Source organism: Brevundimonas sanguinis (assembly GCF_029636725.1).
GTDB lineage: Bacteria > Pseudomonadota > Alphaproteobacteria > Caulobacterales > Caulobacteraceae > Brevundimonas > Brevundimonas sanguinis.
Map to the genome: position 1 here is coordinate 1,657,807 of NZ_CP116770.1, position 13,121 is coordinate 1,670,927.

Genomic DNA, 13,121 nt, shown 5'->3' on the forward strand with positions numbered 1-13,121 from the left:
CGGCGCGCGCCGCGCCGAGGCGAGGCTATCAGCCCTTGTCGTTGGCGGCGATGGCGGTGCGGTTGCGCACCTCGGCGATCATCGCCTTGACCACGCGGACGTTCACGCCCTGCGAGATTTCGACCATGGCCTCGGCGTCCTCGACGCGCGTGACCTTGCCGACCATGCCGTTGGACAGGACGACCTCGTCGCCCCGCTTCACGCCGGCGATCAGGGCCTGATGCGCCTTCATCCGCTTCTGCTGCGGGCGGATCATCAGGAAATAGAACAGGATGAAGATCGCGACGATCGGCGCGATCTGAACGACAAGAGCCATCAGGCCGCCGTCTTGGGCTGCAGTCATTAGGAAACTCCCCGACGCGGGCCGCGCCTTCATTGGGGGCCCTTCGAAATCAAGGCGCGGAAACTAGGGTGCGCCGGGCCGTTTTGCAACGCGACCTGATGACAAGAACGTCCGGACGCAGCCGCCCGGACGCCTCATTTCACATCCTCAGCGCGGCAGGACCGTCAGAGGGTCCAGCGCGACCGGATCATCGCCGCGCATCTGGCGCACTTCATAATGGATCGAGGGACGGCCGTCGCCGGCGGTCAGGCCGACTGTGCCGATGGCTTGGCCGGCCCGCACCTGCGCCCCGTCGCGCACGGTGGCGGAGCCCAGATGGCCGTAGACCGTGCGCCAGCCGTCGCGGTGAACGATCAGGACCGTCAGCCCCTGCCCCACGATATCGTCGCCGACATAGGCCACGGTTCCGTCGGCCGAAGCCTTGACCTCGGTTCCCGCCGAGGCGCCGATATTGATGCCGTTGTTGCGCTCGCCCATGCCGACCGGGCCGAAGCGACGCAGGATGTCGCCGCGCACTGGCCATTGCAGGGCCAGCGGCTGGCCGATGGGGGTTGCAGGAGCCGTCGGGGCCGTGGCCGCAGGCGCGCGCGTCGGCGGCGGCGGCAGGGGCGCGTTGCCGCTGGGCGGCGGAGGCGGTGGCGGGGCCATGCCGTTGTTCGGCGTGCGGACGCCGACCGGCGACGGGCCGGTCGCGTAGGGGTCGGAGCCCCCGTCCACGGCGCTGTCAGGCAGGATGATGCGCTGTCCGGCCGAAATGGCGCCGCGCGGCCCCAGGCCGTTCAGGTCGATCAGAATCTGAACCGGCGTACGGAAGCGTCGGCCGACCCCCGAAATCGTATCGCCAGGCTGAATGACATAAGTCGCGCCCGGCATGGCGGGATTGCCGGCGGCGGGGGGCGGCGTCACCGTGACCGGCGCGCCGGTCGACGGATAGGCCGGACCGCCAGGGGGCGGCAGGCCGCCGCCCTCGATATTGCCCGCCGGAGCGCGCGGCCCTTCTTCGATCGGCGGTTGTACGGGCTGTTGCGGTTGCGCCGGCTGGCCCTGATAATAGGGATTGTTCGGATAGGCGCCCGGCTGCTGGCCTTGCGGCTGCGGATAGCCGCCCGCCCCCATCGGCCGGGTCGAATAGCGCGGCTCGCTCGGATAGGTCGAACAGGCCGTGACCGCCAGCGCCCCGCCGACGACCGCCGCCGCCCTGATCCAGCCTGTGAAGCCGCTCATGCGTCTCTCCGTATTAACCATGCTTGTCGGTTTGCCCCGACCCGTCGGAGAATCCAACCCGCTAACCCGCGCAAAAGTGGGGCGGAAAGGTTAATGGAGCGGTGAGATTTCGCCCCTAGCCCTCTTTCGCCGTCCCTTCGACCAGGGGCACGAAGCGGACTTCGCACAGGCTTTCGCGCTGGAAACTGCCGTCGGGCTGGCCGGTGTAGCGGTTCAGCATCTGCACCGAGGTGCGGCCGACCGGGGCGACCAGGACGCCGCCCGGCTTGAGCTGTTTCAGCAGTTCCGTCGGCTCGTGCGGCGAGGCCGCCGTCACCATGATGCGGTCGAACGGCGCCTGTTCCGGCCAGCCCTGCCCGCCATCGCCGTGGCGGGTGAAGACATTGTCGATCCCGAGGATTTTCAGTCGGTTCTCGGCCTCGGTTAAGAGACTCTTGTAACGCTCGACCGAATAAACGAAGCGCGCCATGCGGCTGAGCACAGCGCACTGATAGCCGCTGCCGGTCCCAATCTCGAGCACCCGGTGGCGCGGCTGGACGTCCAGCGCCTGGGTCATCAGGCCGACAATATAGGGCTGGCTGATCGTCTGGGCGCAGTCGATCGGCAGGGCCTGATCCTCCCACGCCTGATCGAGGAATTTCTCATGGACGAAGACGGCGCGGTCGATGGATTCCATCGCCTTCAGAACCCGCGCGTCCGTCACCCCCTGACGCCGCAGCGACAGGATCAAGCGGCCCGCGCGGTCGTCCCTGAGACTCATTTCTCGTGCGGCCCCTTGGGCGGAGCGCCGCCCAGCACCTTCTTCAGGTCGTTGACCGACTGCATGTGCGTCAGGTCGATGTGCAGCGGCGTGACCGAGATGCGGCCTTCATCCATGGCGCGCAGATCGGTGCCGTCGGCGTGTTCCTGCGGCGCGCCCCGGAAAGCCATCCAGTAGTAGTCTCGGCCGCGCAGGTCGGTGCGGCGGATGGCGTGCATCTCGCCGATGTCGCGGAAGCCCTGACGCGTCACCTCGACCGACTTGACCAGTTCGGGCGGCAGGCGCGGGAAGTTGACGTTCATGACCACGCCCTCCCCCCACTTCTGCTCCAGCAGGCGAGCCACGATGCCCGGACCGAAAGCTTCGGCGGTCTCCCAATGCGCCACCACGTCGTCGTGGAAACGCTCCAGCGACTGCGACAGGGCGATGGAGCGAATGCCGAAAGCCATGCCCTGCAGGGCGCCGGCCACCGTGCCGGAATAGCTGACGTCCTCGCCCACGTTGTGGCCGCGATTGACGCCGGACAGCACCAGGTCGGGCTTCTCAGGCATGATGTCGTTGACGGCCAGAATAACGCAGTCGGTCGGCGTGCCGGTGACGGCGAACCGCTTGTCGCCCAGCTTGTTAACGCGCAGCGGCTCGGTCAGGGTGATGCCCCGCCCCTTGGCCGACTGCTCTGTCTGGGGCGCCACGACCCAGACGTCGTCCGACAGGGTGCGGGCGATCTTCTCGAGGCAGGCCAGGCCCTCGGCCTCGATGCCGTCGTCGTTGGTAAGCAGAATTCTCATGCGTCGTACTCGTATGCCTTCTCCCCTTGGGGGAGAAGGTGGGCGCCGCAGGCGCTCGGATGAGGGGTAGGTTTCAAAAGGCGGACCGGCGAGAGTGCGGACACAGCCCCCTCAACCGTCGTGCTCCGCACGCCACCTTCTCCCCCGAGGGGAGAAGGGTTCATGCAGCGCCCCCGACCACTTTCAACCCGCCCATATAAGGCTGCAGGGCGGCCGGCACCGCGATGGTTCCGCCCTCCTGCTGATAGTTTTCCATCACCGCGACCAGGGTGCGGCCGACCGCCAGACCCGAGCCGTTCAGGGTGTGCAGATATTCGGTCTTCTTCTCGCCCGCGCGCTTGAACCGGGCGTCCATGCGCCGGGCCTGGAAGTCGCCGCAGTTCGAACAGGAACTGATCTCGCGATAGGTGTTCTGCGAAGGCAGCCAGACCTCGAGGTCATAGGTCTTCTGCGCCGAGAAGCCCATGTCGCCCTTGCACAGCAGCACCTTGCGATAGGGCAGTTCCAGCGCCTGCAGCACCGCCTCGGCGCAGCCGGTCATGCGTTCGTGCTCGGCTTCGGAATCCTCCGGGCGGCAGATGGAGACCATCTCGACCTTGGAGAACTGGTGCTGGCGGATCAGGCCGCGCGTATCGCGCCCCGCCGAACCGGCCTCGGCGCGGAAGCACGGCGTCAGCGCGGTCATGCGCAGGGGCTGAGCAACCTCGTCCTCGGACAGTATCTGCTCGCGCACGAGGTTGGTCAGGGAGACTTCGGCAGTGGGGATGAGCAGATGCTCGCCCGAACGGAACAGGTCTTCTTCGAACTTGGGAAGTTGCCCGGTGCCGAACATGGCCTCGTCCTTGACCATGTAGGGCGGCGCGACTTCCTGATACCCGTGCTTGTCCGTCTGCATATCCAGCATGAACTGGCCGATGGCGCGTTCCAGACGCGCCAGTTGGCCTTTCAGCACGGCGAAGCGCGAGCCGGACATCCTGGCGGCGGCTTCAAAGTCCAGCAGGCCCAGAGCCTCGCCCAGATCAGCGTGATCCTTGGCCGGGCCGGTGGTGCGCGGGTCGCCCCACTTCAGGACTTCGACGTTGTCGTTCTCGTCCTCGCCGTCCGGCACATCGGCGGCGGCCAGGTTCTTCAAGCCCGCCAGCAGGTCGCGCAGTTCGGCGCCCTTGGCGGTTTCGGCCTCGGCCGCCTTGGCGATTTCGCCCTTCAGCGCCTCGACCTCGGCCTTCAGGCGGTCGGCCTCGGCCATGTCCTTCTTGCCCATGGCGGCGCCGATAGCCTTGGATGCGGCGTTGCGTTTGGCCAGGGCGTCCTGGCCGCGCGTCTGGGCGGCGCGCAGTTCCACGTCCAGCGCCAGAATGCGCGCAACGACATCGGCGGCGTCATCCACGCCGCGCGACGACCAGCCCGCAACGAAGGCTTCGGGATTGTCGCGAATGGCTCGGATATCGTGCATGGCGTCGCTCTTTCGGCGCTCAAGGGAGGGAGAGCCGAAGGCTGTAGCGCCCCGCGCGGAGTCGGGCAAATGCTGAGGCCGGTTTCAGCGACCCCTTTTCGTAACAGTCCTAGTTGCCTATATGGTTTTCCAACGGCGCGGCGCAGGCTGCGCACAATCGGAGAGCGCACAATGATCGACGTCAGACCCTTCAACACCCTCGGCGGCGCCAACCACGGCTGGCTGAACGCCAAACACCACTTCTCGTTCGCCAACTACTATGACCCCAAGCGCATGGGCTGGGGCCGTCTGCGCGTCTGGAACGACGATGAGATCGCCGCGCAGTCGGGCTTTCCGCCCCACCCGCACGCCGACATGGAAATCATCACCTATGTCCGCACCGGAGCGATCACCCACCAGGACTCGATGGGCAACACCGGCCGCACCGGTGCGGGCGACGTTCAGGTGATGAGCGCCGGGACCGGCGTGCGTCACGCCGAATACAATATGGAGAACGAACTCACGACGCTGTTCCAGATCTGGATCGAGACGGATCGGCCGGGCGCCCAGCCGTCGTGGGGGCAACGCGAGTTCCCCAAAAGCGACCGTTCGGGCCGTTTCACCGTCGTCGCCTCGGGCGATCCGGCGGACGAGGCGCTGACGATCAACGCCGACGCCAGGGTGCTGGCCGCCACGCTGAAGGCGGGCGAAAGCCTGTCTTATGATCTGGCTAGCGGCCGCCGCGCCTATCTGGTGCCCGCCGTGGGTCAGGTGGAGGTCAACGGCACGACGCTGAACGCGCGCGACGGCGCGGGCATCATGGACGAGCCGACGATCACCATCACGGCCAAGGCCGACGCCGAACTGGTGATGGTCGACAGCCTGTAATCCTGTCGAGCAGCCTGACCCTGGGAGCGCCCCCAGGGTCAGGCGCTGTATCAGAGACCCAGCTTGGCCTTCAGGATGTCGTTGACGGCGGCCGGGTTGGCCTTGCCGCCGGTGGCCTTCATGACCTGGCCGACGAACCAGCCGATGGCCTGAGGCTTCTCAGCGACGGCGGCGGCCTTGTCGGGGTTGGCGGCGATGATCTCGTCCACCGCCTTCTCGATGGCGCCGGTGTCGGTGACCTGCTTCAGGCCGTGCTTCTCGACCACCTCGGCAGGCGAGCCTTCGCCGTTCCAGACGTGATCGAAGACTTCCTTGGCGATCTTGGACGAGATGACGTTGGTCTCGATCAGCTCTACCAGCTGGGCCACATGGGCGGCGGGCAGCGGGTTGTCGCTGAAGTCCTTGCTGTCCGCAGCCAGACGCGCCGAGACCTCGTTCGTCACCCAATTGGACACCAGCTTGGCGTCGCGGCCTTTCGCGGCGGCCTCGAAATAGTCGGCCTTGGCCTGTTCCGAGATCAGCACGCCCGCGTCGTATTGCGACAGGCCGTATTCGCTCATGAAGCGGCGGCGCTTGTCGTCCGGCAGTTCCGGCAGGCTGGCCTTGATCTCGTCGATCCAGGCCTGTTCCAGCACCAGCGGCAGCAGGTCGGGGTCTGGGAAGTAGCGATAATCCTGCGCCTCTTCCTTGGAGCGCATGGAGCGCGTTTCGCCCTTCACCGCGTCGAACAGGCGAGTCTCCTGCGTGATCGAACCGCCGTCTTCGAGGATCTCGATCTGGCGGCGCGCCTCATACTGGATCGCCTGAGAAATGAAGCGGAAGCTGTTGACGTTCTTGATCTCGCAGCGCGTCCCCAGGAAGCTGAAGTCGCCCGTTTCCTTGAACTTGTCGTAGTTGCCGGCGCGGCAGACCGACACGTTCACGTCGGCCCGCAGGTTGCCCTTCTCCATGTCGCCGTCGCAGGTGCCGAGATAGATCAGGATGGTCCGGATCTTCTTGACGTAGGCGACCGCCTCTTCCGGCGAGCGGATGTCGGGGCGCGAGACGATCTCCATCAGCGCCGTGCCCGCCCGGTTCAGGTCGACGTAGGATTCCGTCGGCGACAGGTCGTGGATCAGCTTGCCCGCGTCCTGTTCCAGGTGCAGGCGCTCGATGCCGACGTTGAAGAAGCTGCCGTCCTCGGCCTCCACCTCGACCACGCCCTCGCCCACGATGGGGTGATACAGCTGGCTGATCTGATAGCCGGTCGGCAGGTCGGGATAGAAGTAGTTCTTGCGGTCGAACTGGCTCTTCAGATTGATCTGGGCGCGCAGGCCCAGGCCCGACTTCACCGCCTGCTCGACGCAGTATTTGTTCAGGGTCGGAAGCATACCGGGGAAGCCGGCGTCGATCAGCGACACCTGCTCGTTCGGCCCGGCGCCGAAGCCGACCGCCGCGCCCGAGAACAACTTGGCCTTCGAGGCGACTTGGGCGTGGATCTCCAGACCCATGACGATTTCCCAAGCGCCCGTGCGGCCCTGGATCAGTTTGGAGTTCTCAGTCATGCTCACCACCAACGGTCCGGCTTGGCGACGAAGCCCGCCGCGTCTTCGAGGGCGCCCGCGACCTGGAAGACGGTCGCCTCATCCAGGGCCTTGCCGATGACCTGAAGGCCCAGCGGCAGGCCCTCGCTGTTCAGTCCGGCAGGCACCGAAATGCCCGGCAGACCGGCCAGGTTGGTCGTCACCGTGAAGACGTCGTTCAGATACATGGTCAGCGGGTCGATCTGCTTGTCGCCGATGGCGAAAGCGGCCGACGGGGTGGACGGCGTCAGGATGGCGTCCACCTTGCCCCAGACGTTGTCGAAGTCCTCGGCGATGCGGCGACGCACCTTCAGCGCCTTGACGTAATAGGCGTCGTAGAAGCCCGCCGACAGCACATAGGCGCCGATGGTCAGGCGGCGCTGGACCTCCTTGCCGAAGCCCTCGGCGCGCGAGGCGGCGTAGAGGTCGTCCAGCGACGAGAAGTCCTCGGCGCGGTGGCCGAAGCGCATCCCGTCATAGCGGGCCAGGTTCGACGACGCCTCGGCCGGGGCCACGATGTAATAGGTCGGCAGGGCGTGTTTGGTGTGCGGCAGGCTGATCTCGACGATCTCGCAGCCGGCGGCCTTCAGCCACTCGACGCCCTGTTGCCACAGCGCCTTGATCTCCTCGGACATGCCGTCGATCAGATATTCCGCCGGAACGCCGATGCGCAGGCCCTTGACCGACTGGCCGACGCACTGGGTCCAGTCGGGGGTCGCAACGTCGAGGCTGGTCGAGTCCTTGGCGTCGAACGAGCACATGGACTTCAGCAGCAGGGCGGCGTCCTTCACCGTCTTGGTGATCGGGCCGGCCTGATCCAGCGAGGAGGCGAAGGCCACCATGCCGAAGCGGCTGGCGCGGCCATAGGTGGGCTTGATGCCGACCGTGCCGGTGAAGGCGGCGGGCTGGCGGATCGAGCCGCCGGTGTCAGAAGCCGTCGCGGCCAGACACAGGTCAGAGGCCACGGCCGAGGCCGAACCGCCCGACGAGCCGCCCGGCGTCAGTTCGGCGTCCGAACTCTTGGCCTTCCACGGGTTCTTCACCGGACCAAAGGCCGAGGTTTCGTTGGCCGAGCCCATGGCGAACTCGTCCATGTTCAGCTTGCCCAGCATGACCGCCCCGTCGCGCCAGAGATTGGCGGTGACGGTCGATTCATACGGTGGCACGAAGCCGCGCAGCATGTTGGAGGCGGCGGTCGTCTGCACGCCCTCGGTGCAGAACAGGTCCTTGATGCCCAGCGGCGCGCCTTCCAGCGCCCCGCCCTCGCCCTTGGCCAGACGGGCGTCGGAGGCCCGCGCCTGTCCCAGCGCCTTGTCCGCCGTCACCTCGATATAGGCGTTCAGCGTCGGGTTCGAGGCCTCGATGTTGGTCAGGAAGGCCTGAGTCAGCTCTTGCGACGAGAAGGTCTTAGCCTTCAGGCCGTCGACGGCATCGACGAGCGTCAGTTTGGTCAGATCGGTCATGACTTACTCCACGACCTTGGGCACGACGAAGAAGCCGTCGGCGGATTTGGGCGAGTTGGACAGGACGTCGGCGACCTTGCCGCCGTCCGTCACCACGTCGTCGCGCAGACGCAAGGGTTGAGACACGTTGGAGGTCATCGGCTCGACGCCCTGCACGTCCACCTCGTCCAGCTGTTCGATCCACTTCAGGATGCCGTTCAGCTCCTGGGCCAGCGGCTCCAGGCGGTCCTCGGGGGTCTTGATGCGGGCGAGATGCGCAACCTTGCGCACCGTCGCGGCGTCGATGGCCATGCGGCCCTCCAAAGCATGAGAGTCTGAGGGGGCGGGATTAGCGTTTCAACGCCGGTTCGACAAGGATCGGGCGCCGCACTTCGTCCAGCTTGACCATGGCGACCAAAGGCCCCCTATCCTGACGGAGCGCCCGCCGCGAAGATGAAGGCTCGCCTTACAAGGAGACCCAGCCATGAAGATCACCGGAACCCAAGTCCGCGCCGCCCGCGCCCTGGTGCAATGGCCGCGCGATCATGTGGCCCGCCTGTCCGGCCTGACGGTCGATGTTCTGGCCGACTTCGAGCGCGAGAACGTCGACCCCGGCGAGGAGGCGCGCAGCCGCCTTCAGGCCGCGCTGGAAGAAGGCGGGGCGGTGTTTCTGGGCGAGGACGACGGCGGCCTGGGCGTGCGGCTGAAGTTCACGCGCAAGGAAGTCCGCTCGATCCGGCGCATGGAGAATGAAGGCGGGCCGGTCGGGGATGACGACGTGTGAGTTACTCCCCCTCACCGCTCATCCCGGCGGACGCCGGGATCCAGTAAGAGCCCCACGTGCAGACGTTCGCAGATACTGCTCAATGCGGCCCAACCATCCGTTTGTCGCCAAAGCACTGGATCCCGGCGTCCGCCGGGATGAGCGGGGTTATAGGGATCCGCTTTGACACGCGCCCTCACAGAGCCTAACGCGCCCTCGTGCCTGTTTTTGACCTTTCCGAACTGTCCGCCGCCTGCCCGCCCAACACCCCGTGGCTGGGTCTGGATCTGGGCGAGAACACCATCGGCGTCGCCGCCTCCGACGCCGGGCGCATCATCGCCAGCCCGCTCGAGCTGATCCGCAAGACCAAGTTCAGCCAGGACGCCGAACAGTTGTTCAGGATCATGGACGGCCGCAAGGTCTCGGCGCTGGTCATCGGCCTGCCGCTGAACATGGACGGGACCGAGGGGCCGCGCGCCCAGTCGTGCCGCGCCTTCGCCCGCAATCTGGAACGGTTCCGGCCGGTCAACGTGGCCTTTCAGGACGAGCGCCTGTCGACCACGGCGGTCGAGCGGTTCCTGATCGACGAGTTGGACCTGACCCGCAAGCGCCGCGCCGATGTGGTGGACCGCACCGCCGCCGCCTGGATTCTGCAAGGCGCGCTGGACCGGCTGCGCCCCTGATATGGCGGCCATCTTCGCGGGCGTCCTGCCGGTCTTTCTACTGCTGGCGCTCGGCTATGGCCTGAAGAAGTCGGACTATCTGCCCGACGCCGCCTGGCGGCCGATCGAGAAGCTGGCCATCAATGTCCTCTATCCCGGCTTTCTGATCCCGGCGATCTGGAATGCGGACCTTTCGGGATCGGCCGCGGGCGCGGCGGGCGCCGCCGCCGTGACGGTCTCCATCATCATCTCGACCCTGACCCTGCTGTCCAAGCCGCTGCTGCCCCTCAGCGGCCCGGCCTACACCAGCGTCTTTCAGGGCATGATCCGTTGGAACAGCTTCGTCTTCCTGCCGGTCGTGCAGGCGACCTTCGGCCCGGCGGGCGTCGGCCTGGCCGCCGTGGTCATCGCCGCCATGATCCCGGTCAGCAACATCCTGAGCGTCATCGTCCTGGCCAAATGGGGCGCCGACCAGCGCGGCGCCTCGCCCAAGGCCCTGTTCCGGGCGATGATGTCCAACCCCATCCTGCTGGCCTGTCTGCTGGGGCTCGCGTTGAACTTTTCGGGCGCCCCGCAGCCGCCGGGCGTGGCCGAGACGCTGCAACTGCTGGGATCGGCCGCCTTGCCGCTGGGCCTGATCGTGGCGGGCGCCGGGCTCAGCTTCCGCGAACTGGCGCGCACCCGCGTCACGGTCGGCGCCGTGGTCGTGGTCAAGATGATCGTGACGCCGCTGGCCATGTGGCAGCTGGCGCGCCTGTATGGCGGCGATGAGATGGCCCAGGGAATCGCCCTGCTGTGCGGGGCCGCGCCGGGCGCCGCCTCAGCCTATGTGCTGGCGCGTCAGATGGGCGGAGACGCGCCGCTGATGGCCGGGATCATCGCGGCGACCACGGTATTCTCGGTCATCGGCATCCCTACGGCCCTGCTGCTATTCCATCTGGCCTGAGTCCCGCCTATTACGGCGTCTCAATGACCCACGCAGCGCCTGTCACCGATCTCATCAAGGAACGGCTGACGCCGTTTCCTCGCGACCACTTCCTCGCCGCCGGAGATCTTCATCCGCCGGCCGCCTTGGCCTTGCTGGACCTGGCCGACGCCTTCGTCGACTTCAACCGGCAATCGGCCAAGGGCGTGGACCTGATGCGCGGCCAGACGGTCGTGAACCTGTTCTTCGAGAACTCGACGCGGACCAGCTCCTCTTTCGAGATCGCGGCCAAGCGTCTGGGCGCCGATGTCGTGACCATGCCGGTCGCCTCGTCCTCGGTGAAGAAGGGCGAGACGCTGATCGACACTGCCGTCACGCTGAACGCCATGAAGCCGGAGATTCTGGTCGTGCGCCATGCGTCTTCCGGCGCGGTGGACCTGCTGTCGCAGAAGGTGGGCTGCGCCGTGGTCAACGCCGGCGACGGAAGGCATGAGCACCCGACGCAGGCCCTGCTGGACCTGCTGTCCATCCGCCGCGCCTTCGGCGACGTGGGCGGGCTGAGCGTCGCCATCTGCGGCGACATCGCCCACAGCCGCGTGGCGCGCTCGAACGTCGCCCTGCTGCAGATGATGGGCGCGCGGGTGCGGCTGATCGGACCGCCGACGCTGGTGCCCGGCGACGCCGACCGCTGGGGCTGCGAGGTCTTCCACGACATGAGGGAGGGCCTGGCCGGTTGCGACGTGGTCATGATGCTGCGCCTTCAACTGGAGCGGATGGCGGGCGCCCTGATCCCCTCGACGCGCGAGTATTTCCGCTTCTGGGGTCTGGACCGCGAAAAGCTGGCCTGGGCCGCCCCGAACGCCAAGGTCATGCACCCCGGCCCGATGAACCGGGGCGTGGAGATCGATTCCGACGTGGCGGACGACCTGAGCGTCTCCCTGATCCAGGATCAGGTCGAGATGGGCGTCGCCGCCCGCATGGCCGTTCTGGCCGCCCTCGCCCACCGCCGCGCGGGAGGCGCCGCATGACCGCCGCTCAACCCATAGCCATCATCAACGCCCGCCTGCTGGACCCGGCTAGCGACTACGACGGTCCCGGCGCGGTCCTGATCGAGAAGGGCCGCATCGTCGAGGTCATCCACGGCCAGGCGACCCAGCGCCCCGAGGGCGTGCAGATCATAGACGCCGAGGGCCGCTGCCTGGCGCCCGGCCTGATCGACATCCGGGTCAAGACCGGCGAGCCGGGCAATGAGCCCAAGGAGACGCTGAAGTCGGCCAGCCTGTCGGCGGCGGCGGGCGGCGTCACCACCATCGTCGTCCAGCCCGACACCGACCCGGCCATCGACGACCCGGCCATGATCGACCACATCCAGCGGCGCGGCGCGGCGCTGGATCTGGTCCACGTCCGCGCGGCGGGCGCGGCCACGCAAAGCCGTGACGGCGAGCGCATGGCCGAGATAGGCCTGATGCACGAGGCGGGCGCCCTGTATTTCACCGACGGCGACCGGGTGATCCGCAACACCCGCACCCTGCAACGGGTCATGAGCTACGCCGCCTCGTTCAACGCCCTGATCGCCTGCCGTCCGACCGAGCCGTGGCTGTCGGAAGGCGCGGTGGCGACCTCGGGCGAGCTATCGACCCGGCTGGGCCTGTCGGGCGCGCCCGCCATCGCCGAGCGCATCCAGTTGGAGCGCGACCTGGCCCTGGTCGAGCAGACCGGCGCGCGCTTCCTGATCGACCAGATCTCGACCGAAGGCGCGCTGGAGACCTTGGCTCGCGCCCGTGCGCGCGGGCTGGAGGTCGCGGCCTCGGCCTCGATCAATCACCTGTGCTTCAACGAGATCGACATCGGCGACTATCGCACCTTCTACCGGCTGGACCCGCCCCTGCGCGCCGAGAGCGACCGGCAGGCCCTGGTCGAGGCGGTGCGCGACGGCCTGATCGACGTCATCACCTCGGCCCACTGTCCCGAACCGGCCGAAAACAAGCGCCGCCCGTTCGCCGAGGCCGAGCCGGGCGCAGTGGGTCTGGAGACCCTGCTGCCTGCCGCCCTGACGCTGCACCACGAATACGGCGTCGACCTGCTGGACGTGCTGCGGCCGTTGACGCAGGGGCCCGCAGCCCTGCTGGGGCTGGAAGCTGGTGAGCTGTCGCAAGGGGCGCCCGCCGATCTGGTGCTGTTCGACGCGGGGGCGCCGGTGGTGATCGACGCCGCGACGCTTCGCTCCAAATCGAAGAATTCGCCCTTTGACGGGCGGCGACTGCAAGGGAAGGTCTTGCTCACCGTCGTTTCGGGCCGCATCGTCCACGACGCACGTTAAGGGGAGCGAATC

At 67.3% G+C, this 13,121-nt stretch carries 14 protein-coding genes; 6 read left to right on the forward strand and 8 right to left on the reverse strand.

Going from position 1 to position 13,121, the window contains the following annotated elements:
* Positions 1–28: 28 nt before the first annotated feature.
* The 5 genes from yajC to serS form a co-directional block, all read right to left on the reverse strand.
* Positions 29–343: a preprotein translocase subunit YajC gene (gene yajC / locus PIB44_RS08315; RefSeq protein ID WP_025977114.1), complete on the reverse strand. Its 315-nt coding sequence runs from the start codon at positions 341–343 to the stop codon at positions 29–31.
* 147 nt (positions 344–490) lie between these two features.
* Complete coding sequence (locus PIB44_RS08320; RefSeq protein ID WP_278069009.1) at positions 491–1,567, reverse strand: peptidoglycan DD-metalloendopeptidase family protein; 1,077 nt, start codon at positions 1,565–1,567, stop codon at positions 491–493.
* A 115-nt stretch (positions 1,568–1,682) separates the two neighbouring features.
* Positions 1,683–2,327, reverse strand: coding sequence for a protein-L-isoaspartate(D-aspartate) O-methyltransferase (locus tag PIB44_RS08325; protein WP_003167066.1), 645 nt, complete (start codon positions 2,325–2,327; stop codon positions 1,683–1,685).
* Positions 2,324–3,115, reverse strand: coding sequence for a 5'/3'-nucleotidase SurE (gene surE, locus PIB44_RS08330; protein WP_003167065.1), 792 nt, complete (start codon positions 3,113–3,115; stop codon positions 2,324–2,326). The genes PIB44_RS08325 and surE overlap by 4 nt, the downstream gene beginning before the upstream one ends.
* 160 nt (positions 3,116–3,275) lie before the next feature.
* Positions 3,276–4,568 carry a serine--tRNA ligase gene (serS, locus tag PIB44_RS08335; protein WP_278069011.1) on the reverse strand — a complete coding sequence of 431 codons (1,293 nt, stop codon included), beginning with the start codon at positions 4,566–4,568 and terminating at the stop codon, positions 3,276–3,278.
* A gap of 171 nt (positions 4,569–4,739) precedes the next feature.
* Between serS and PIB44_RS08340 the strand changes: the two genes are divergently transcribed.
* The gene (locus PIB44_RS08340; protein ID WP_278069012.1) at positions 4,740–5,435 is read left to right on the forward strand and encodes a pirin family protein; all 696 of its coding nucleotides are present in this window, start codon (positions 4,740–4,742) and stop codon (positions 5,433–5,435) included.
* Between the two features lie 50 nt (positions 5,436–5,485).
* Here PIB44_RS08340 and gatB read toward each other — a convergent pair whose 3' ends face one another.
* From gatB to gatC, 3 genes are read right to left on the reverse strand one after another with little or no spacing between them, the layout of a single operon-like run.
* A complete protein-coding gene (gene gatB, locus PIB44_RS08345; protein WP_278069013.1) occupies positions 5,486–6,979 on the reverse strand; it encodes an Asp-tRNA(Asn)/Glu-tRNA(Gln) amidotransferase subunit GatB in 1,494 nt (497 codons plus the stop codon).
* A gap of 2 nt (positions 6,980–6,981) precedes the next feature.
* Positions 6,982–8,460, reverse strand: a complete 1,479-nt coding sequence (gatA, locus tag PIB44_RS08350) for an Asp-tRNA(Asn)/Glu-tRNA(Gln) amidotransferase subunit GatA (protein WP_278069014.1) — start codon at positions 8,458–8,460, stop codon at positions 6,982–6,984.
* A 3-nt stretch (positions 8,461–8,463) separates the two neighbouring features.
* Positions 8,464–8,751, reverse strand: a complete 288-nt coding sequence (gatC, locus tag PIB44_RS08355) for an Asp-tRNA(Asn)/Glu-tRNA(Gln) amidotransferase subunit GatC (protein WP_278069015.1) — start codon at positions 8,749–8,751, stop codon at positions 8,464–8,466.
* A 172-nt stretch (positions 8,752–8,923) separates the two neighbouring features.
* On the opposite strand from gatC, the gene PIB44_RS08360 reads away from it, so the two are divergent.
* From PIB44_RS08360 to pyrC, 5 genes are all read left to right on the forward strand, one after another.
* The gene (locus PIB44_RS08360) at positions 8,924–9,223 is read left to right on the forward strand and encodes a helix-turn-helix domain-containing protein (RefSeq protein WP_278069016.1); all 300 of its coding nucleotides are present in this window, start codon (positions 8,924–8,926) and stop codon (positions 9,221–9,223) included.
* A 197-nt stretch (positions 9,224–9,420) separates the two neighbouring features.
* On the forward strand, positions 9,421–9,885 hold the full coding sequence (gene ruvX, locus PIB44_RS08365; RefSeq protein ID WP_025977123.1) for a Holliday junction resolvase RuvX: 465 nt from the start codon (positions 9,421–9,423) through the stop codon (positions 9,883–9,885).
* A 1-nt stretch (position 9,886) separates the two neighbouring features.
* Positions 9,887–10,810 carry an AEC family transporter gene (locus PIB44_RS08370; RefSeq protein ID WP_278069018.1) on the forward strand — a complete coding sequence of 308 codons (924 nt, stop codon included), beginning with the start codon at positions 9,887–9,889 and terminating at the stop codon, positions 10,808–10,810.
* A 23-nt stretch (positions 10,811–10,833) separates the two neighbouring features.
* The gene (locus tag PIB44_RS08375) at positions 10,834–11,817 is read left to right on the forward strand and encodes an aspartate carbamoyltransferase catalytic subunit (protein WP_278069019.1); all 984 of its coding nucleotides are present in this window, start codon (positions 10,834–10,836) and stop codon (positions 11,815–11,817) included.
* On the forward strand, positions 11,814–13,109 hold the full coding sequence (pyrC, locus tag PIB44_RS08380) for a dihydroorotase (RefSeq protein ID WP_278069020.1): 1,296 nt from the start codon (positions 11,814–11,816) through the stop codon (positions 13,107–13,109). The genes PIB44_RS08375 and pyrC overlap by 4 nt, the downstream gene beginning before the upstream one ends.
* Positions 13,110–13,121: the final 12 nt, after the last annotated feature.